The sequence below is a fragment of the Sneathiella sedimenti genome (genome assembly GCF_017313765.1).
Lineage (GTDB): Bacteria > Pseudomonadota > Alphaproteobacteria > Sneathiellales > Sneathiellaceae > Sneathiella > Sneathiella sedimenti.
Map to the genome: position 1 here is coordinate 437985 of NZ_JAFLNC010000002.1, position 19445 is coordinate 457429.

20 protein-coding genes and 1 other RNA gene are annotated in these 19445 nt (G+C 56.7%); 8 read left to right on the forward strand and 13 right to left on the reverse strand.

From position 1 onward, the window contains the following. The first annotated feature begins 22 nt into the window (after positions 1–22). Positions 23–1831 carry an ABC transporter transmembrane domain-containing protein gene (locus J0X12_RS07215; protein ID WP_207043678.1) on the forward strand — a complete coding sequence of 603 codons (1809 nt, stop codon included), beginning with the start codon at positions 23–25 and terminating at the stop codon, positions 1829–1831. Here J0X12_RS07215 and J0X12_RS07220 read toward each other — a convergent pair. Genes J0X12_RS07220 through J0X12_RS07240 form a run of 5 tightly spaced genes read right to left on the reverse strand, consistent with a single transcriptional unit; the run spans position 1820 to position 7417 of the window. Beyond that, the gene (locus J0X12_RS07220; RefSeq protein ID WP_207043681.1) at positions 1820–2881 is read right to left on the reverse strand and encodes a glycosyltransferase; all 1062 of its coding nucleotides are present in this window, start codon (positions 2879–2881) and stop codon (positions 1820–1822) included. The genes J0X12_RS07215 and J0X12_RS07220 overlap by 12 nt on opposite strands. After that, entirely contained in the window at positions 2878–3813 is a 936-nt protein-coding gene (locus J0X12_RS07225) for a glycosyltransferase family 9 protein (RefSeq protein WP_207043683.1), read from the reverse strand. The genes J0X12_RS07220 and J0X12_RS07225 overlap by 4 nt, the downstream gene beginning before the upstream one ends. Before the next feature lie 3 nt (positions 3814–3816). Further along, positions 3817–5178, reverse strand: coding sequence for a peptidoglycan -binding protein (locus J0X12_RS07230; protein WP_207043685.1), 1362 nt, complete (start codon positions 5176–5178; stop codon positions 3817–3819). A gap of 32 nt (positions 5179–5210) precedes the next feature. Next, positions 5211–6410, reverse strand: a complete 1200-nt coding sequence (locus J0X12_RS07235) for a hypothetical protein (RefSeq protein ID WP_207043687.1) — start codon at positions 6408–6410, stop codon at positions 5211–5213. Between the two features lie 2 nt (positions 6411–6412). Continuing rightward, a complete protein-coding gene (locus J0X12_RS07240; protein ID WP_207043690.1) occupies positions 6413–7417 on the reverse strand; it encodes an OmpA family protein in 1005 nt (334 codons plus the stop codon). Positions 7418–7713: 296 nt separating this feature from the next. On the opposite strand from J0X12_RS07240, the gene J0X12_RS07245 reads away from it, so the two are divergent. Beyond that, positions 7714–7926 carry a hypothetical protein gene (locus J0X12_RS07245; protein WP_207043691.1) on the forward strand — a complete coding sequence of 71 codons (213 nt, stop codon included), beginning with the start codon at positions 7714–7716 and terminating at the stop codon, positions 7924–7926. A gap of 8 nt (positions 7927–7934) precedes the next feature. Then, positions 7935–8279, forward strand: a complete 345-nt coding sequence (locus tag J0X12_RS07250; RefSeq protein ID WP_207043693.1) for a heavy metal-binding domain-containing protein — start codon at positions 7935–7937, stop codon at positions 8277–8279. Between the two features lie 6 nt (positions 8280–8285). On the opposite strand, the gene J0X12_RS07255 is transcribed toward J0X12_RS07250, so the two are convergent. The 8 genes from J0X12_RS07255 to tkt form a co-directional block, all read right to left on the reverse strand. Then, positions 8286–9302, reverse strand: coding sequence for an NADPH:quinone oxidoreductase family protein (locus tag J0X12_RS07255; RefSeq protein WP_207043694.1), 1017 nt, complete (start codon positions 9300–9302; stop codon positions 8286–8288). 90 nt (positions 9303–9392) lie between these two features. Continuing rightward, complete coding sequence (locus tag J0X12_RS07260; protein ID WP_207043695.1) at positions 9393–10196, reverse strand: inositol monophosphatase family protein; 804 nt, start codon at positions 10194–10196, stop codon at positions 9393–9395. Between the two features lie 47 nt (positions 10197–10243). Beyond that, positions 10244–10807, reverse strand: a complete 564-nt coding sequence (gene efp / locus J0X12_RS07265) for an elongation factor P (RefSeq protein WP_237688034.1) — start codon at positions 10805–10807, stop codon at positions 10244–10246. A gap of 39 nt (positions 10808–10846) precedes the next feature. After that, positions 10847–11509: a thiamine phosphate synthase gene (gene thiE / locus J0X12_RS07270; RefSeq protein WP_207043696.1), complete on the reverse strand. Its 663-nt coding sequence runs from the start codon at positions 11507–11509 to the stop codon at positions 10847–10849. Positions 11510–11515: 6 nt separating this feature from the next. Next, a complete protein-coding gene (locus J0X12_RS07275; protein ID WP_207043697.1) occupies positions 11516–12526 on the reverse strand; it encodes a class I fructose-bisphosphate aldolase in 1011 nt (336 codons plus the stop codon). A gap of 28 nt (positions 12527–12554) precedes the next feature. Continuing rightward, on the reverse strand, positions 12555–13748 hold the full coding sequence (locus J0X12_RS07280; RefSeq protein ID WP_207043698.1) for a phosphoglycerate kinase: 1194 nt from the start codon (positions 13746–13748) through the stop codon (positions 12555–12557). A 26-nt stretch (positions 13749–13774) separates the two neighbouring features. Continuing rightward, the gene (gene gap, locus J0X12_RS07285; protein WP_207043706.1) at positions 13775–14782 is read right to left on the reverse strand and encodes a type I glyceraldehyde-3-phosphate dehydrogenase; all 1008 of its coding nucleotides are present in this window, start codon (positions 14780–14782) and stop codon (positions 13775–13777) included. A 54-nt stretch (positions 14783–14836) separates the two neighbouring features. Continuing rightward, the gene (gene tkt, locus J0X12_RS07290; RefSeq protein WP_207043707.1) at positions 14837–16840 is read right to left on the reverse strand and encodes a transketolase; all 2004 of its coding nucleotides are present in this window, start codon (positions 16838–16840) and stop codon (positions 14837–14839) included. A gap of 403 nt (positions 16841–17243) precedes the next feature. On the opposite strand from tkt, the gene J0X12_RS07295 reads away from it, so the two are divergent. The 5 genes from J0X12_RS07295 to J0X12_RS07315 all read left to right on the forward strand — a co-directional run bounded on the left by J0X12_RS07295 (position 17244) and on the right by J0X12_RS07315 (position 19420). After that, positions 17244–17516: a hypothetical protein gene (locus J0X12_RS07295; protein ID WP_207043708.1), complete on the forward strand. Its 273-nt coding sequence runs from the start codon at positions 17244–17246 to the stop codon at positions 17514–17516. A gap of 1 nt (position 17517) precedes the next feature. Then, the gene (locus J0X12_RS07300) at positions 17518–17829 is read left to right on the forward strand and encodes a cell division protein ZapA (RefSeq protein ID WP_207043709.1); all 312 of its coding nucleotides are present in this window, start codon (positions 17518–17520) and stop codon (positions 17827–17829) included. Positions 17830–17838: 9 nt separating this feature from the next. Further along, a non-coding RNA gene (gene ssrS / locus J0X12_RS07305) (6S RNA) lies at positions 17839–17997 on the forward strand. Positions 17998–18032: 35 nt separating this feature from the next. After that, positions 18033–18605 carry a 5-formyltetrahydrofolate cyclo-ligase gene (locus J0X12_RS07310; protein WP_207043710.1) on the forward strand — a complete coding sequence of 191 codons (573 nt, stop codon included), beginning with the start codon at positions 18033–18035 and terminating at the stop codon, positions 18603–18605. Next, entirely contained in the window at positions 18602–19420 is an 819-nt protein-coding gene (locus tag J0X12_RS07315; RefSeq protein WP_207043711.1) for a YmdB family metallophosphoesterase, read from the forward strand. Before J0X12_RS07310 ends, J0X12_RS07315 begins: the two co-directional genes overlap by 4 nt. The last annotated feature ends 25 nt before the right edge of the window (positions 19421–19445 follow it).

Here is a 19445-nt window from a genome sequence, read left to right on the forward strand (position 1 = left end):
GAACAATGGCAGGAATTGCTGCGTGACTGATGTAAACGGAATCGCCACCGATGCGGATAAAAAGGAAAAGTCTAAACAGGTGGTGACTCGCCTTTGGCAGCTCTGGCGATTCGTCAAGCCCTATAAGCTGCAGGTTTTCGGTGCCCTGATCGCGCTTATTGTCGCGGCCGGCACCACCTTGTGGATCGGGCAGGCAATACGCGATCTTCTGGACAAGGGATTTACCGCCGGGGCGGGAAGCCTCGACCGTGTGTTTATCGAGCTGATGGGGGTGGTCGCCTTGCTCGCCGTCGCCACGTTCAGCCGTTATTTTCTGGTGTCCTGGATTGGCGAGCGGGTCATTTCCGATCTCCGTAAAGCGGTATTCAATCATGTCCTGACTCTGAACCCCGCATTTTTCGAAGTTACCCGGACGGGGGAAGTTCTGTCGCGCCTGACAACCGATACGACCCTGATCCAGACTGTCATCGGATCCTCGATTTCGGTGGCGCTCCGCAATTTCCTGCTTTTCATCGGGGGCCTTGCGTTCCTTATCTATACGAGCCCCGCCCTTTCGGGGATGGTGCTGCTGGTTGTGCCTCTCGTGCTGGTGCCGATCATTGTCTTTGGACGGATGGTACGCAAGCTCAGCCGGGCGAATCAGGACAGCATCGCCGCCGTCAGTTCCCGCGCCGATGAAACCTTGCGTGCCATACAAACATCCCAGGCCTATACCCATGAGGATCATGACCGGGCGCAGTTCAGTGCGGATGTCGAGACCAGCTTTCGCATCGCCATCAGGCGCATCACCGCGCGCGCCTGGCTAACCGCCCTCGTCATCCTTCTAATTTTCGGCGCGATCGATTTTGTTCTCTGGAGCGGCGCGACCGCTGTTGTCGACGGCAGTATGTCCGCAGGCACATTGGGCGCCTTCGTCTTTTACGCGGTTATCGTCGCGGGTTCCATGGGTTCGCTCAGTGAAGTCTGGGGCGAGTTGCAGCGGGCAGCGGGTGCCTCGGAACGGTTGCTGGAACTGCTGGCGGAAGAGCCAACGGTCTCCATTCCGACAGCCCCCCTGCCAATTGGATCGTCAATAGAGAAAAATATCCATTTCGACAATGTCACCTTTCACTATCCTTCGCGGCCGGATCAGGCGGCGCTGAATGACTTCTCGCTCGAAATTCAAAAAGGCGAGACTGTCGCCCTTGTCGGGCCGAGCGGGGCGGGCAAGACGACAATCTTCCAGCTTCTACTGCGCTTTTATGATCCGCAGTCGGGACGCGTTACCATCGATGGGATCAATATAGCTGAGGTGGATCCGGTCCGTCTTCGCGCGCTGATGGGTCTGGTGCCGCAGGATGCGGTGATCTTCGCCGATACCGCCATGGAAAATATCCGCTATGGCCGGCCGGAGGCGAGCGATGCCGAGGTGCGCGCCGCGGCCGAGGCCGCCGTCGCTACCGAGTTTATCGATGCCATGCCGGACGGGTTTCACACCGAGTTTGGTGAGCGGGGGATCAAACTGTCCGGTGGCCAGAAGCAGCGGATCGCTATCGCCCGCGCCATCCTGCGGGACCCAGAAATCCTATTGCTGGATGAGGCAACCTCCGCTCTTGACGCGGAAAGCGAACGGCAGGTGCAGATCGCCCTTGAGCATCTTATGCAAAACCGGACGACACTGGTCATCGCCCATCGGCTTGCGACCGTGCTAAATGCCGATCGGATTATCGTGCTGGAAAATGGGCGTATCGTTAATCAGGGCACCCATGTGGAACTGATGGCTGAAGGGGGACTTTACGCCAAGCTGGCCAAGCTCCAGTTCGACGTGGGCCGAAGCGCGTTATCCGCCTAGAACGTCGTTGAGTACGCCTGCCAGCTGGCCATGAATGGTTTGCTGGCTGAAATGTTGCTCATAATAGGCCCGTGCGGCGGCGCCAGAGGACTCAAGCTCTGTCCGGGCCAGGGTGAGTTGCCGGACGCGATCGGCAAGCGCCTTGGGGTCTCCTGGCGGGATTTCGATAAGCCCTGTGTTCTTTGGTGCGGGATAGGCTGTCGATTCACGTGTTATCACTGTCCGGCCACAAGCTAGCGCCTGATAGACTTTGTTGGGGATCACCCGTGCCGCCTTGTCAGTTGTCCCAAAAACGCCAAGCAGGATTCCCGCCTCATGGATGCGTGCCGGCAATTTCTCATACGGCAGATAGTCTTCGAAGGTGATCGACGGATGACCGGCGGCTGCGGCCTCGCATACGGCCTTTCGCGGACCGTCCCCAAGTAAGGTCCAGCGGAGCGGGAGGTCGTCACACAGCTTCGCCGCCTCGACAATTATCTCCGGTGCCTGCAGACCGATAAAACTCCCATAGAAAAGGACTTCCAGCGGTTCCTCAGATGCTTTCTCAGCCAGTGGGGCGGGGGTAAACAGCTTTTCTTCCGCGCCGACCGCAATGACGTGGATTTTATCCGGCTCGAGTCCGAAAGTATCGGCAAAGAAGGCCGCATGGCCGGCGGTATCGGCAATGATCCGATCAGCTTTTGAGAAGATCCTACGTTCTTTTTCAAGAAGGTCTTTCGCTTTGCGGCTTTTCTCCGCAAACTTCCGCCGTTCGAACACCTGCTTGTCATAGGCAGATATCATCGGATCGAAGAGGAGCGGAACGCCGTGCCGACGGGCCCATTTCGCCGCGGCTGCCATATCCCGCTGACGAAAAGCGGGAAGCCAGAGGAGATCAGGTTTTTTAACGCCATTTATCGTCGCCTCTAATTTTCCAAGGGGACTGATATGGGGGCGAAAATCGTTAATCCGCCAGCCAAGGGCCCGAAATGCCTGCCGGAGGATTCTGTTGCGGGAATACTCCGGATCAAACCGGCCCCACCAGAGGACGGATTTTGCCGTTTCGCTCATGTCCCGAGATCCAGCTCACCAATTACCTTCTCAAGCGAAAGGTCGGCGAGATCATCCTCGCGCAGAACCCGGACGTCCCGGCCGCGAGGGCGAGACATGTTGGGGTCGGACGCGCGAGAGAAGAGAACGACCGTCTTGCAGCCAACGGCGGAAATCAGGTGCAGGGGGCCGGTGTCATTTCCCACTGCCAGAACGGCGCCCGCGCCAAGAGAGGCAATATCACCAAAGTCCGTTTTTGAAGAAAGATCGAGGGCCGTGGGACAGGCGTCCTTGATTGTTGCAATTGCCTCGGCCTCCGCCTTGCCGCCGATCAGGGCGGGCGTAATACCCTGTTCATGCAGATAGGTGGCGAGCTCGGCGAAGCGGATCGCAGGCCAGCGTTTCTCCGGCCGATGAGCGGAGCCGCCAGGGACTAATAAGGCATATTTCGCGGGCAGGCTGAACCTCGAGATATCGGTCATTGCCCAGGAAAAATCGACGGGCGGGATAGTGTCGATGCCGGCCACCTTCAACTGGTCAATATGCCGCTCGATCGTGTGTATCTTGGTGCGAAGCGGGCTGTCATGGGGGTGGGAACACCCTTTGGCGACACCGCACCATTCCGGCTTCCGCCGTTTTGGAAAGAAACTGAAGTAAGAATTCGTGCGGGTAGAGGTCTGAAGATCGTACACCCGGTCAAACTTCCCCCGGCGCAGTTTCCGGATTAGCGGTATGAGTTTGGACAACTGCCAGATTTTCGGACGCTCATCGATCCAGATTTCATCGAACAGGCCGGATTTCTCAAGAAAAGTGGCGAAGGGGCGGGTTGTCAGCAACACTATCCGCGCGTCGCCATGATGGGCACGGATCGCCTGAAATGGCCCCTGCGCTAGGATTACGTCGCCAAGCGCGCCATGCTTGATGACAAGAATATTCCGACCCTTGCCCGCCACCGGCTAGCGTTCCGTCAGCTTGAGTTCGATCCGCCGGTTCCGAAGATAGCCGATCTCGTCATCGCGGGTATCGATTGGCTGGAACTCGCCAAAGCCGGTTGGGGCCAGCCGCTTTGGCGGGACACCCTGACTAATCAGGAATTTCGTTACGGAAAGGGCGCGGGCGACGGATAGTTCCCAGTTGGACGGGAAGCGCGCCGTGCTGATGGGCTGGCTGTCCGTATGGCCGTCAACCCGCAGGATCCAGTCAATTTCCTTCGGAATATCCTTGGCGATTTCCAGCAGCGTGGCCGCGAATTTCGCCATATCCTGTTTGCCTTCCGGTCCCAGTTCCGCCTGACCCGCATCAAAGAGGACTTCCGACTGGAAGACGAAGCGGTCGCCGACGATACTGATGCCCGGCCGGTTTTTCAGCACCTCCCGCAGTCTCCCGAAAAACTCGGACCGGTATTGCTGCAGTTCCTGCACCTTGGCCGCAAGCGCCTGATTAAGCCGTTTGCCGAGATCGGCGATTTGCGCGTTTTGCTCTACATCCTTCGCCTCACTTGCCTCAAGAGCCTGATTGAGCTTGGCGAGTTCATTTCGAAGGGTATTGATCTGGGCATTGAGGGCCGCGACCTGCGATCGCGCGGCGGCGGAAAGGGCCTCTTCCTCGGTCAGCTTGTCCTGTGTCTGGAGATAGAGGGTCTGAAGCTCGGCAAGGCGGATTTCGCGTTCCTCGATATCCTTCTGGGCCAGAACAGTGCGTTCCTGTTCATCGGCGAGGTTGGTTTCCAGCTCCTTGCTGCGATCACGCAGATTACCTATTACCGTATCTTTTTCCTCGATCGTGGCGGCGAGTTTGCCGACCTCCTCCTCAAGATTCTTGCGTGTTTCTTCCAGCGCGGCAATATCCCGCTTGAGGCTTTCAAGTTCGGCGAGATTGGCTTTCAGGCTTGCCTCGCTTACGTCCAGTTTTTCCTCCATCGCCGCGGTTTTGTCCTTTTCCTCGCGGAGCAGGACTGTCAGGCGATCCCGGTCTTCCTCGGCAGAAAGGGCGCGGCTGGTCAGGGTATCAAGCTGGATAATGACGTTGTCCCGTTCCTCCGCGAGTTTTGTCATATCAATGTTGAGCTGGGTGATCTGGTTTTCAAGGTTTGCACTGGTTCGTCGCTCGATCGCCAGGAGGTCGGCCAGTTCATTGACCTGCTGGTTGAGCTTTTCAAGCGCCGCGTCGCGTCCCGACAGGGCCTGGGAGAGAAAAAATTGCGCCAGCACAAAGACCACCAGCAGGAAGATGATCACCAGCAGCAGGGTGGTCAATGCATCAACAAAGCCTGGCCAAATCTCGTATGGGGCGCGTTGTCCGCGGCGTCTACGAGCCATAGCTCACTCCGTCTTTTACAGCGGGCATTGTCTCAACCACGGCGGCTTTCTTCTGCGATAGCGGCGATTGTCCGGGTCAGCAGTTTGATGTCGCTGCGGATTTCCTGAACGACCTGTTCACGGCCATCCGCGCTTTCCTCCAACATTCTGACCATATGCACATCCAGATTGCGAAGATGATTGCGGCTTGACTGGTCAAGTCCGGCACTTTCTGCCGATTTGGCAAGCCGTTCAAAAAGGGGCTTCAGTTCCGTCTGCCCTTCGGCAAGCTTGACCAGCAGGTCCTGTTCCGTCCGCATCTGGTCGGTGAGCGCGGCCAGACGTTCGCTCAGGTTGATGAGGGAGTTTTCCGCCGACCCGCGCTTGTCCTCATTGCGGGCGAGGGTGCGTTGAAGATTGTTCAGGCTTTCCGCCGTTTGTTCGAGAAGGGCCTGAACATAAGCGGGAACACTCTGGTCGCTGTCGGCGATGACGGCAGAGCCGGAGCTGCTGAAACGGGTGATGGATGTCAGCCATTCCTCGAGGTCGCCGTAAAAACGGTTCTGCGCCTGGCCGGCCTGCATATCGAGGAAACCCAGAACCAATGATCCTGACAGCCCGAAGAGGGAGGACGAAAAGGCAATCGACATGCCCGACAGTGGTTTTTCAAGTCCAAGCTTCAACTCATCGAAAATAGCGACGAAATCACCGCCGCCACCGACATTGAGCGTGGAAATGGCATCCCCCACAGACGCCACCGTCTCCAGCAACCCCCAGAAAGTGCCGAGCAGGCCCAAGAAAACCAGAACGTTGATCAGATAGCGTGAAATATCGCGCCCTTCATCAAGACGCGCGCTGACACTGTCCAGCAACGTATTCATCGTCACGGCGCTTAACCGGATTGGCCCGTTGCTGTCACTGAAAATGGTATAGAGGGGTGCCAGCAGGCGCGGCGGCCGCACCGTGGGTTGCGACGATTCAAGACGGCGCAGACTGTGGGTCCAGTTAATCTCCCCGGTCAGCATCAAGACTTGGCGGAAAATGAACAGGATACCAAACAGCAGGACCAGAATGATAAGGCCGTTCAGGAGAGGATTGGCGAAAAAAGCGGTCTGGAGTTGTGGATAGAGAAAGGCGGAGATCGCAACTGCAACGCCGATAAAAATGGTCATTCGGATCAGATAGCGCCGGGGTTTCTTTATGTTCGGCGTACCAGCCAGGCTGTGGGTTTCGACATTGGAAATTGTTGACATGGTTACCTTGTAATCATTAGGAGATCAACGCGGTCTGACGGTCCGTCGCCTTTCGGCTCACCAAGTGCCCGTACTTCAATCTGCCTGTTATTGACACCAAGTTCCATCAGTTTGGAGCGAATTGCGAGCGCCCGGCCAAGCGAAAGACGGCGTGCGGCGCTGACGCTGTTTCCGCTACCATAGGCGAGGAGCTGGACATTGCGCCGGTCGCCATCCTTGAACTGGTCGGCGATGACCTGCAGGGTGGTTTGCGCCTCTGTCGGCAGGTCTGCAACGCCTTCGGCGAACAGGATTCGCGTGATATTGTCATTAACGCCTGATGATGTAGTTGACGCAGCTGTACCCGCGTCGGGCGCGATGGCAGCGAGCTTGACCTCCTCCTCCGCCAGTGTCTTGGTCTGCTTTTCCGCCGTGTCGGCCTGCGTTGCCGCCATAGTCTCCGTCGATGTCTGGGGAGCTTCTACTGGTTCCTCTTTTACTTGCACCGGCGCTGTATCGGCTGATTCTACAAGCTTATCCGTCGCTAATGTCGCGACATCGCTTTTTGTCTCTTCCGCAACGTCAGGGGTCGGGATCGGCGCTGTGTCCATCTTGACGACAGGGGTGGCGACATCCTCAAACTTCGCCTTTTCTGCCGGTTCTGGCAGCTTCGCGGGATTGAGCGGAGGGACAGGGACGGGAGGAGCGGCTGCGACAGTTGTTTCCGGAAGTGAAAGAGCCGGCTTTATGAGCGGTGTGACGATTTCTTGAGCCGGTGCAGAAGAGGTATTTTTCTTCATCGACGGCGGCGTCAGGATAATCACCGACTCACCATCAATAATCCGGGTCGGGACATTCAGCAGCGGGTTTGAGTATTTTAGTGCTTGCAGGTTTACTTCTACCGCCGGCCGCGCAGAAGCGCCGGTATCCGCATGCGCTGACACTGAAATGAAACCGGACAGGGGGATGGCAAGTGCCAGGGAAGAAAGCAGGGATATGGAGTATCTCGTCGCCGGCAATCTGGTCATTGGCTCCCGTCCTTTCCCCTCAGAGGTCAACAAATACGCGCGAAATTCACTTTCAGCGTTCATATCTGCCAATTGAAAATGTCAACTTTGCGGCAGGTAGCTGAACCGTTTTTGCACCATAACTTAGGCGGCGCGTGCCCACAATCCCTTAGTTTACATCCAAAGCGGCCAGTCGACACTATTTGCGACGGTTTTTTGTCATTTAGTTTTGTGAAAGGATTTTATGCTATTCATGATTTACTCGGTGATCAATGTATACAATTTAACAGAGATTTTTGGATGAAGGGTCTGGTTTCATGAAGCTTGATACGATAGCACTGATACTGGCTGTTTTTGGAGGTCTGGCGTACCTGTTGTTCTTAATATTTGCAGGTGCAACTTCCCCCTTTCCTATCGGGACTGTCCTTTTTATCGTCCTGGCGATTTTCATATACCTGCTGGTTCGCGTGCTTTTACAGCGCTACGGTAACGCCGAAGACGATTTCTATGAGCAGAATATCGACCAGTGAGAGTAAAAATGATTGTCACTACTACAGATGAGATCAGCGGCCAGGAAATTGCCGAAGTGATAGGGCTGGTGCGGGGCAACGTGATCCGTGCGAAACATATCGGGACGGACATCATCGCCGCGTTGCGTAATCTTGTCGGCGGCGAAGTTCGGGAATACACCAAGATGATGGCGGAAGCCCGTGAACAGGCAGCAGATCGGATGATTGCCGAAGCGAGGCTGAAAGGCGCGGATGCCATTGTCGGCATGCGCTTTACAACGTCCATGGTCCTGGCTGGGTCGGCGGAAATTCTCGCATATGGCACGGCGGTGCGGCTGATTCCGGGAAAACAACCTGCTACCGCCGTCGACTAAAGCCGGTTAGTAGTCTTCTTCACTCATTTCGATGACGCATTTGCCGTCAACCTTCCGGTCGATCACGGCGTCCAGCGCGTCAACGAACTGCGAGAGCGGGAATCGGGCGCCGATCTCGGGGTTTATTTTCCCGTCCCTGTAGAGACCAAGCACGCCCGCAGCCATTTCGTCCAGCGCGTCGATATATTGCGCCCGGCTGCCGCCCGGTGACCAGCCGAAGAAATGCCCGAGGTTGAAACCCAGCGCGGAGGCATTTTTTAAAAGCAGGGTATTGGCGGCAATCTTGGGGATCTCGCCGCAGGCATAACCAATTGTCAGCAGCCGCCCTTCCCACGCCAGCGAGCGGATAGACTGGATTGTCACGTCACCCCCGATGCTGTCATAGACAAGATCAACGCCGCGACCATTCGTGATATCCATGACGACATCGCGGAAATTCGCCTGCCGATGGTCAATCACATGATCGGCCCCGTGACGGCGGGCCGTCTCGCAATGCTTTTCCCCGCCGGCGACAGCAATAACGGTCGCACCCAGGGCCTTGCCGATTTCGACAGCGGCCATTCCGACGGCGCCAGCCGCTCCGTGAACCAGCAGGGTCTCGCCGCTTTGCAGGTTGGCGCGGCGGGTCAGGGCGCCATAGGAGGTGTTGTAGGAGGTGATCAAGGCGGATCCAACCGCGAAATCCATATCCTCAGGGATTTTATGGCAGGCAACATCCTCGATCTTGCAGAAACCGGCGGCGCCTCCATGATCGACGCTGCACATGACGTGGTCGCCCACGGCGACGCGGGTTACATTCTCGCCCACGGCATGAACGATGCCGGCTGATTCTGTTGCCGGAATATAGGGGAGGGGGGCCTTGCGCTGATATTTGCCGGCGATGTTGAGGGATGCGGCGAAGCTTACGCCCGCCGCTTTGTTGCGGACAACCACTTCCCCTGGTCCGGGTTCGGGTATGGGAAGGGTTTCGAGCTTGGCAACGTCTTGATAGTTACCGAATTTATGGACGACGATAGCACGCATGTCACGTTGATCCTGACTTATTATTGGTTGAAAAACAGGGCTTTACTATAGCCGAGCCATTCGCGGGAACAAGCCGGGATCGTGTATTTTTTACTTTCCGAGACGGATTTTCCGAAACATTTCCAGCATGGAGCTGTTGATTCCGCTGTTGGTGGCGAGGATATCGCCTTTTTCCAGCATTTTCTCGCCGCCATCGAGCTGCGAGACGAGTGCTCCGGCTTCGCGGGCAATGATGATACCGGCGGCAATATCCCATTCAGCGAGATTTCGTTCCCAGTAACCGTCATATCGACCGGCGGCGACATAGGCTAGATCAAGGGCCGCGGAGCCAAAACGGCGCACACCCGCGGAAATTGACATCACATGCTCAAGTTCCTTCAGGAACTTTCCGTGATCTGCCTTGCCTGTAAAGGGAATGCCGGTCGCCAGAATACAGTCGGTCATCTTGGTACGGCTGGACACCCGGAGGCGACGGTCATTCATATAGGCGCCGCCGCCTTTTTCCGCCCAGAACAGCTCGTCCTTTACCGGATCGAGGATGATGCCGGCAATAATCTCCTTGCCCGCCTTGACGCCGATTGAAATGGCAAAATGCGGCAGGCCGTGAAGGAAATTTGTTGTCCCGTCGAGGGGATCAACAACCCAGTTATGGATTCCGTCCTTCGACTCGATCACGCCGCCTTCTTCGAGAATAAAGCCGAATTCCGGACGCAGCCGGCCAAGTTCCTCCCGCAGGGTCGCCTCGCAGGTCAGGTCCGCCTGGGAGACAAAATCCGCCGGGCCCTTGCGCGATACCTGCAAATGCTCAACCTCGTTGAAGTCACGGAGGAGCTTGCGGGCAGCTTTTCGTGCAGAAAGCTCCATTGCGTTAATGATTGCGGATTTTCTCGCCATCGGCCTATGCCTTACTTTCAGTCAGGGTGCGGGGATTTATACGGCGCTTAGTCCGCCCGCTTGAGATACTCGGATGTTTCCGTGTTGACAACGATTTTCTCGCCCGTGCCGCAAAATGGGGGCACCATCACCCGCATCCCGTTCTCCAGGATTGCCGGTTTGTAGGAAGAGGCCGCTGTCTGTCCTTTCACGGTAGGCTCGGTTTCGGTGATCTCGAGGATGACCTGCTCCGGCAGGATCACGGTGAGCGGGCTTTCCTCGTGAAACTCGATCTCGACATCCATGCCGTCCTGCAGGAAAGCGGCGCGCTCGCCGACCATATCCTTGGAAATCGACACCTGCTCATAGGTGCTTGTATCCATGAAGGTCAGCAACTCGCCATCCTCAAACAGGAACTGGTGCGGCTTTTGTTCCAGGCGAACCCGTTCTACGGACTCGGAGGCGCGAAAGCGCTCGTTCAACTTGGTGCCATCGCGGAGGTTCTTGAGTTCCACCTGCAGATAGGCACCGCCTTTGCCGGGCTGAGTATGCTGAATTTTTACAGCGACCCACAGGCCCCCTTTATGCTCGATCACATTGCCCGGGCGGACAGCATTTCCGTTAATTTTCATGATTTTTCTATGCTCTTGTCAAATAATTCTGGGCGGAACCTACCAGTTTGCCACAACCTTATCAATCATCCGATTGAATGCGGCGACAGCCTCTTTCGGTCCCTCCTTATATTCCCAGACGCCGGCGGCAACCGCGAGGAAATCCGCGCCGTTTTGCAGCAGGACTTCAGCATTGTCGATCGTAATGCCGCCGATGGCGACAGCCGGGATCAGGGTTGTCTCAGACCACCAGGTGAGAATGTCCGGTTCGGTTTTTACGGTATCGGACTTGGTGGAGGAGGGGAAGAAGGCCCCGAAAGCTACATAATCCGCACCGGCTTCGCCGGCCTCCATGGCCAGGTGCCGGGAATTCTTGCAGGTCACGCCGATAATGGCGTCTGGCCCCAGGATTCTCCGCGCCTCTTCATAAGGCATGTCATCCTGGCCGACATGGACGCCGTCAACATCAAGGTCCCTGGCAAGTTCCGCATCGTCATTGAGCAGAAATGCGACACCGGCGTCTTGAGCGATCGGCAGAAGACATTTCGTCGCCGCGATAATTTCTTCGGCCGGACGGTCTTTCAGGCGAAGCTGGAAACAGGCAACGTCGCCACCGGCAAGAGCATTCCGAAAGGCCATTTCGAAAGTATCAAGATCAATGACCGGCGGTGAAATCAGGTAGAGACGGGGACGTTCCCGTCCTTCTTCAGGCGCTGTCCCCATAAAGTGCTATTCCATATCCGGGCTGTATTCGCCATCGCGGGCGGCGCTGGTCAGTTTGGCGCGGTGCAGGAAGGCGGCCTGTGCGGCCTCCTCATTTTCCTTCTTGCCCTGCCAGGCGGCAAGGGCAGAGGCCTGGAGCGCCCGACCGAAGGAATAGCTGATTTCCCAAGGATAGGTTCCCATCTGGTTCATGGCGTTGAGATGTTCTGTCGCCTTTTGCTCGCTCTGGCCGCCGGAAAGGAAGACTATTCCCGGTACAGCGGCAGGTACGGTCTGCTCGAAGCAATAAAGGGTCTTCGTTGCAACTTCCTCGACACCGGCCTGTTCCGGGCAGGACATCCCGGAGACCACCATATTGGGTTTCAACAGCATCTGTTCGAGAACCACGCGCTGTTTATAGAGTTCGTCAAAGACGGTTTTCAATGTGGTTTCCGTGACCGCATAGCATTCGTCAATATTGTGATCGCCATCCATCAGCACTTCCGGCTCCACGATCGGGACAATGCCGGCCTCCTGACAAAGTGCCGCATAGCGGGCGAGAGCATGGGCGTTGGTATCGATGCAATACTGGCTGGGCGCACTTTCCCCAATGGAAATCACGGCGCGCCATTTGGCGAACCGTGCGCCGAGTTTGTGATATTCCGCCAGACGATCGCGGAGGCCGTCCAGCCCTTCAGTTACCAGTTCCCCTTCGGAAAAGGCGAGGGGCTTTGCGCCGGTGTCGACCTTGATGCCGGGAATGATACCCTGACCGTTGATAAGGTCCGTGAGCTGGCGGCCGTCTTTCGCCTTCTGGCGGATGGTTTCATCATAGAGGATCACGCCGCTGATATAATCGCCTGCGCCCTTGGTGGAGAGCAACAGTTCGCGGTAATCGCGGCGGGTTTCTTCCGTGCTTGGTGTATTGATGGTATCGAGGCGTTTCTTGATGGTCCCGGTGCTTTCATCGGCTGCCAGGATGCCCTTGCTGGGGGCGACAAGTGCTTTTGCGATATCTTCTAGTTCCATGTCATCCATTTCTTCACCTCCCGTAAATTCTACCTGATCAGCGGCTGAGCGCGGCAACGCCCGGCAGTGTCTTGCCTTCCATCCATTCGAGGAAGGCGCCACCGGCAGTCGAGATATAGGTAAGGCCATCCGTGACACCGGCTTTTGCCAGCGCCGACACCGTGTCACCGCCACCGGCAACGGAAATCAGCTCGCCCGCTCTGGTCAGCTTCTCGACTTCCTTGGCGACGGCGACCGTGCCGGCGTCGAAAGGGTCAATCTCGAAGGCGCCAAACGGGCCGTTCCATATTAATGTTTTTACCGTCGCGAGACGTTCTTTGAGCAGGGTAACAGATTCCGGTGCGACATCGAGAATCATTTCGTCCGCCTGCACGTCATCGACGCTTGCCGTCCGGTTTGTGGCACCCGCCTTGAATTCCTTGGCCAGCACAACATGCGCGGGAAGGAGGACGTCACAGCCGACCTTCTCTGCCTTGGCCAGAATCTCCGAAGCTGTCCCGGCGAGATCATGCTCGCACAGGGAGGCCCCGACATTCACGCCCTTGGCATTGAGGAAGGTGTTCGCCATGCCGCCGCCAATTACCAGGATATCCACCTTCTCGATCAGGTTGAAGAGAAGGTCGAGTTTGCTGGAGATCTTTGCTCCACCAACAACCGCCATGACCGGACGTGCCGGCTTTTCCAGCGCCTTGGAAAGGGCCGTCAGTTCGGCTTCCATATTCCGGCCGGCATAGGCGGGCAGAAGATGGGCCAGCGCCTCGGTCGAGGCATGGGCGCGATGGGAGCAGGAAAAGGCGTCATTCACATAGGCATCGCCAACGGCGGCGAGTTCCTTTGCGAAACCGGTATCGTTCTTTTCTTCGCCTGCGTGAAAGCGGACATTTTCCGCCAGCAGGACATCGCCCGCCGACGCAGAGGAAACGGCTTTCGCAACAGGTTCGCCAATGCAGTCCTCAATAAAAGTGACCGGCCGCTTAATATGCGCGGCCAGGCCCTCGGCAATGGGACGGAGGGACATGTCCGGGACGACCTTGCCTTTTGGCCGCCCGAAATGGCTGAGAAGAAGGACTTTCGCACCTTTATCGGCGAGTTCATTCAACGTCGGCAGGATCCGGTCAATACGGGTGAAGTCGGCAATCTTGCCATCCTCCACCGGTACATTCAGGTCCACCCGCACCAGAACGGTCTTGCCGCTGACATCAAGATCATCGAGAGTCTTGAATTCAACCATACTCTTACTCCGTCCCCGATCGCACGTTATTTGGCGTTGGCCATGGCGAGCGCCGTGTCGCTCATCCGGTTGGAGAAGCCCCACTCATTGTCGTACCAGCTCAGGACACGAACGAAGGTGCCGTCGATCACCTGTGTCTGGGTCAGGTCAAAGGTGGAAGACGCCGGGTTGTGGTTGAAGTCGATGGAGACAACCGGATCGCTGTTGGCGTCGAGAACGCCTTTCAGGCGACCGTTTGCAGCCTCGGTAATGGCGGCGTTGATCTCTTCCTTGGACGTGGAACGACCGGCGACGAATGTCAGGTCGATCATGGAGACGTTTGGTGTCGGAACGCGAACTGATGTACCGTCGAGCTTGCCGGCAAGCTCCGGCAGAACCAATCCAACAGCCTTGGCGGCACCGGTAGAAGTCGGGATCATCGACATGGCCGCAGCACGGGCGCGACGAAGGTCGGAATGGAGCGTATCCAGAACCGGCTGGTCACCTGTAAAGGCATGAACCGTTGTCATGAAGCCGTGAACAAGTCCAACGGATTCGTTGAGCACCTGGGCGACCGGCGCGAGGCAGTTGGTCGTGCAGGAGGCGTTGGAGACAACCGTGTGGTCCTTCGTCAGCTTGTCATGGTTGACGCCGTAAACAACGGTCAGGTCAACGTCTGTACCAGGAGCGGAGATCAGGACTTTCTTGGCACCTGCTTCCAGATGCTTGGCGGCCGCGTCACGCTTGGTGAAGATACCGGTGCATTCAAAGGCGATATCGACGTTGAGGTCGCCCCAGGGCAGATCGGCCGGATTGCGTTCCGCGGTTACCTTGATCGGGCCGCGGCCGAGGTCAATGGTGTCTCCATCAACCGTTACCGTGCCGGGGTAGCGGCCATGAACGCTGTCATATTTCAGAAGATGAGCGTTGGCTTCAACAGATCCCAGGTCATTGATGCCGACAACTTCAATATCGGTACGGCCGGACTCATAGATTGCCCGAAGGATATTCCGTCCAATCCGTCCAAAACCGTTAATTGCTACACGAACAGTCATTTCTTCTACTCCTGATTGCCGGGTTCTTATTTCTGCCGGCCATTTTCTCTTAAGTTAAAGCCTGTCTTTTGCCGATGCGACGATTGCCTCGGCGGTGATGCCAAAATGTTTATAAAGATCGCCTGCCGGAGCGGAGGCGCCGAAACTGTCAATGCCGATAAAGCCGCCATCCGTGCCGGTGTATCTTTCCCAGCCCATGGAGCAGCCTGCCTCAACAGCAATTCTCACAGTATCCTCTTGAAGTGTTTCTTTTTTGTAAGCATCTTCCTGTTTTTCGAAGAGTTCCCAACAGGGCATGGAAACGACCCGCGTGCCGATGCCTTCGCTTTCCAGCATCTTCTGCGCTTTCAGGGCAATGGATACTTCAGAGCCAGTTGCAATCAGGGTGACTTTCGCCTCCAGATTGGATGGGGCCAATTCGTAACCACCCTTGGCACAGAGGTTCTCAGTGGAATGGGTTTTCCGGGCCAAGTCCAGCCCCTGCCGGCTGAGTGACAGGATGGAGGGGGTCGATTTGGATTGCAGGGCAAGCTGCCAGCATTCCGCCGTTTCGACCGCGTCCGCCGGGCGGAAGACGTTGACGTTTGGCATTGCCCGCAGGGCAGCCAGATGCTCCACTGGTTGATGGGTCGGGCCGTCTTCACCAAGACCGATGGAATCATGGGTCATGACATAGATAACCCGCTGTTCCATCAGGGCGGAGAGGCGGATCGCCGGACGCGCATAATCGGTGAAGACCATGAAGGTACCGCCATAGGGAATAAAGCCCTTATGCAGCGCCATGCCGTTCATGATGGCAGCCATACCGAATTCGCGCACGCCGTAATAGATGTACCGGCCGGAGAAATCTTCCGCGGTGACCGGTTTCATCTGGGGCGTCTGCGTCAGGTTCGATCCTGTCAGGTCGGCGGAGCCGCCGACAGTGTTGTCAACCTTGTCATTAATGACTTTCAGCACTTCCTGGCTTGATTTCCGTGTTGCCCAGGCCGGAGCATCCTCGCTGAGTTGCCGCTTATATTCCAGCAGCGCATCCTCAAGATCCGACGGGAGGTCTCCCCGCAGGCTGCTCTTGAACTCCGACCGTGTGTCTGCCGGAAGGGCTTTCAGGCTTTCTTCCCACGCTGCGGAGTGGCGGGCGCCCATAGTGCCGACACAGCGCCATTTATCAAGGATATCGTTGGGGATATCAAATGGTGCATGCGGCCAACCCAATTCCTTGCGGGCGAGGGCGATTTCATCCTCGCCAAGGGGCGCGCCATGAACACCGGACGTGCCCTGTTTATTCGGGGCGCCAAAACCGATGGTCGTGCGGCAGGCAATCATGGACGGCTTGTCCGAGAGTTTCGCCGCAGCGATTGCCTTTTCAATTTCCGCCGCATCATGGCCATTGACCGCCTGAACGTCCCAGCCGTGGGCTTCAAAGCGTTTCGCCTGGTCATCGGAAACCGCGAGGTCGGTCGAACCGTCGATGCTGATGGAGTTATCGTCCCACAGCACGATCAGCTTGTTCAGCTTGAGATGGCCGGCGAAGGAGATCGCTTCGTGGCTGATCCCTTCCATCAGGCAACCGTCGCCGGCAATCACATAGGTATAGTGATCGACAATTTCCTTGAACCGTGCGGCCTGCATCTTTTCGGCAAGTGCCATGCCAACGGCCATGGCAAGGCCCTGTCCGAGCGGTCCGGTTGTCGTTTCGATGCCGTCTGCATGTCCGAATTCAGGGTGACCTGCGGTTTTCGACCCCAATTGGCGGAAATTCTTGATTTCCTCCAGGGTCATGTCCTTGTAGCCAGTCAGGTACAGCAGCGAATACAGCAGCATGGAACCATGGCCGGCCGACAATATAAAGCGATCACGGTCGGGCCAGTTCGGCTTCGCCGGATCAAACTTCAGGAATTTGGAAAAAAGGACGGTCGCAACATCGGCCATTCCCATCGGCATGCCAGGGTGTCCAGAGTTTGCTGCCTGAACGGCATCCATGGACAGCGCCCGGATGGCGTTTGCCATGTCATCATGCTTGCTTGAGTTCGGTGACGACTTAAGCCCGATCTTGTTCATACTTGGCTCATCTCCATCCACCAGGCGTTCTTTATATCTCCTCACCCCATGCGTTATGCATGATTGAAAGGAGCAAGTGCACAGGGTGCGCTTTCAGATTGCTGGTGCCCGTCTTCGGGTTGGTTTCAAAATGTATCCGTTCGTCAGATCATTCCGGTATTATGCCGAACTTCGCGCAATGACGCGCCGGCGTCCGGAATGCAAAGCCAAAAGGGTTTCCTTTCGGAATCGGGGGGAAGATGCCGCCCAAACATCGGTACGTCAACCGCTTAGTTCAAGGAAATAGTGCGAATCCATTCAAAATGTGCCACAACCAATAAGGTTGACGAGTGTTACGGCATGATCGTATTGTCAAAGGTGAGAGATTTCCGGTAACTGACCATAAACAGTGTGGAATAGTCTGATGGGGAACGAGCAGGACAGCGAATCAAGGATGGAGGCGGCCATTGCCCGGCTGGAGAAAGCCGCCACTACCCTTGCGCGGGAGAAGCAGCAGGGGGAATTTGGCTCGGGCGGCGTTGCCGTCGGATCCGATCTTGCCGCTGAGAATGAAGCGCTGAAAAGCGAGCTTGAAGCATTGCGCGGCAAGTATGAGGCACTGAAGAGGAAGACTCAGGCGGTCTCTGGCCGCCTTGATCAATCAATCGATCAGCTCAGCATGATATTGGAGCAGTAACATGGGATCTCTGACAGTCAACGTGAACGGACGGTCATACCCGATCATCTGCGGTGATGGGGAAGAACCGCATCTTGAATATCTGGCGGAATTTGTCGATAAAAAGGTTCAGGACCTGATGGAGTCGGTTGGCAGCGCGAGCGAGGGCCAGCTGCTGTTGATGGCTAGCCTGCTGATTGCGGATGACTTGTCGCAGGCATATGAAACGATCGAGAAACTCCGGGAAGAGATTGAGGCCACCGGGAGCAGCTCCGCGGAGGATGCCTGGGCAGAAAAAATTGAGTCTATTGCACAAACGCTCGAAAATGCTTAAATGGACGGTGTTGCACTGACTTGTGCGTTAGACGAATGATTTCCTGGGGCCAATAACGAAATCCTGGGAGCTGATCCCTGACTGGACCGTGGTCCTACTATATCGGCGCCCACCTGACTTGTCAGGCCACAGCGATTTCCACGCGTCGACGGCTATGCTGGTGCAACAGTGCCCTATTTCCGGATCCTGCCGAAAAGCTGCCTGTGACACAAACTTGCAGAAACCAAAAACAGCAACAGCGTGATGCCGCTTTTGCGCGCCGGGCATCAATTGTCGCGGAAGATGCGGGTGCACGCGCCGCGCGCCGGTTTCTGGATGCATTTCCGGCGCTGGATGACAAGACAATCTCCCTTTACTGGCCGCTTGGCAGCGAGCTGGACACGAGACCGCTTCTGCAGGCTCTCCATGACCTTGGTGTCGCCTGCGCCTTGCCGGTTGTGGAACGTAAGGACCACCCCTTGGCCTTTCGTCGCTGGACACCGGAAACGGTGCTGGAGCCGGGCGCCTTCAACGTGCTGGTCCCGGCCAAGACCGCGGACTATGTCACCCCCGATTTTGTGATTACGCCGATGCTTGCCTTTGACGCGGCGGGCTATAGACTGGGCTATGGCGGCGGGTTTTACGACCGTACCCTGGAAAAACTTCGAGATGGTGTCGAGTGCTGTGCTATCGGTTTTGCCTACGCCGCGCAGGAAGTGGCGAGGGTGGTGACCGACAGTTATGATCAGCGCCTCGACTATATTGTGACAGAAAAAGAACTAAGGAAAATAACGTGAAAATTCTGTATTTCGGGGATGTGGTGGGCCGTTCGGGTCGGGACGTGCTGGTCGCGCAACTGCCGAAAATTCGCGAGCGGCTGTCCCCCGATTTTATTGTCGTCAATGGCGAGAATGCAGCGGGCGGCTTTGGTATCACCGAGAAAATTGCCGAAGAATTCTATACTGCCGGTACGGACTGCATTGTCCTTGGCAATCACAGCTTCGACCAGAAGGAAATTATGCCCTTCCTTGAGAAGGACGCCCGGATGCTGCGTCCCATCAATTATCCGAAAGATACGCCGGGGCGCGGGGCAAGCGTGTTCAAGACCCGTCGCGGCAAGAGTATTCTGGTGGTGCAGGTGATGGCGCGTCTGTTCATGGATCCGCTCGATGATCCCTTTGCGGCTGTTGATAAAATGCTTGCCGGCAATCCGCTTGGCCGGAAATATGACGCCATTCTGGTTGATATTCACGGGGAGATCACCTCCGAGAAAATGTCCATGGGACATTTTTGCGATGGCCGGGTTTCCATGGTGGTGGGCAGCCATACCCATGTCCCGACCGCGGACGCCCAGATTTTTCCGGGCGGAACCGCCTACCAGACGGATGCCGGCATGTGCGGCGACTATAACTCCGTGATCGGCATGGACAAGGAAGAGCCGCTCCGTCGCTTCACCCGGAAAATTCCGGGCGGGCGCTTTACGCCGGCACTGGGCGAGGGGACAGCCTGCGGAGTTTTTGTCCAGACAGACGATAAAACGGGCCTTGCGAGCTATATTTCGCCCTTGCGCGTCGGTGGTCGCCTGATAGAGATATGGCCAGAGGGTTCCTGAAGCTCTTCGGAGATATAAAAAGGAC

What these genes read in the sequence shown, in the direction of transcription:
- J0X12_RS07220 (WP_207043681.1), bottom strand. Translation starts at nt 2,881, where the DNA reads ATGAGCGAAACGGCAAAATCCGTCCTCTGGTGGGGCCGGTTTGATCCG.
- J0X12_RS07230 (WP_207043685.1), bottom strand. Translation starts at nt 5,178, where the DNA reads ATGGCTCGTAGACGCCGCGGACAACGCGCCCCATACGAGATTTGGCCA.
- J0X12_RS07235 (WP_207043687.1), bottom strand. Translation starts at nt 6,410, where the DNA reads ATGTCAACAATTTCCAATGTCGAAACCCACAGCCTGGCTGGTACGCCG.
- J0X12_RS07240 (WP_207043690.1), bottom strand. Translation starts at nt 7,417, where the DNA reads ATGACCAGATTGCCGGCGACGAGATACTCCATATCCCTGCTTTCTTCC.
- J0X12_RS07245 (WP_207043691.1), top strand. Translation starts at nt 7,714, where the DNA reads ATGAAGCTTGATACGATAGCACTGATACTGGCTGTTTTTGGAGGTCTG.
- J0X12_RS07250 (WP_207043693.1), top strand. Translation starts at nt 7,935, where the DNA reads ATGATTGTCACTACTACAGATGAGATCAGCGGCCAGGAAATTGCCGAA.
- J0X12_RS07255 (WP_207043694.1), bottom strand. Translation starts at nt 9,302, where the DNA reads ATGCGTGCTATCGTCGTCCATAAATTCGGTAACTATCAAGACGTTGCC.
- J0X12_RS07260 (WP_207043695.1), bottom strand. Translation starts at nt 10,196, where the DNA reads ATGGCGAGAAAATCCGCAATCATTAACGCAATGGAGCTTTCTGCACGA.
- efp (WP_237688034.1), bottom strand. Translation starts at nt 10,807, where the DNA reads ATGAAAATTAACGGAAATGCTGTCCGCCCGGGCAATGTGATCGAGCAT.
- thiE (WP_207043696.1), bottom strand. Translation starts at nt 11,509, where the DNA reads ATGGGGACAGCGCCTGAAGAAGGACGGGAACGTCCCCGTCTCTACCTG.
- J0X12_RS07275 (WP_207043697.1), bottom strand. Translation starts at nt 12,526, where the DNA reads ATGGATGACATGGAACTAGAAGATATCGCAAAAGCACTTGTCGCCCCC.
- J0X12_RS07280 (WP_207043698.1), bottom strand. Translation starts at nt 13,748, where the DNA reads ATGGTTGAATTCAAGACTCTCGATGATCTTGATGTCAGCGGCAAGACC.
- gap (WP_207043706.1), bottom strand. Translation starts at nt 14,782, where the DNA reads ATGACTGTTCGTGTAGCAATTAACGGTTTTGGACGGATTGGACGGAAT.
- tkt (WP_207043707.1), bottom strand. Translation starts at nt 16,840, where the DNA reads ATGAACAAGATCGGGCTTAAGTCGTCACCGAACTCAAGCAAGCATGAT.
- J0X12_RS07295 (WP_207043708.1), top strand. Translation starts at nt 17,244, where the DNA reads ATGGGGAACGAGCAGGACAGCGAATCAAGGATGGAGGCGGCCATTGCC.
- J0X12_RS07300 (WP_207043709.1), top strand. Translation starts at nt 17,518, where the DNA reads ATGGGATCTCTGACAGTCAACGTGAACGGACGGTCATACCCGATCATC.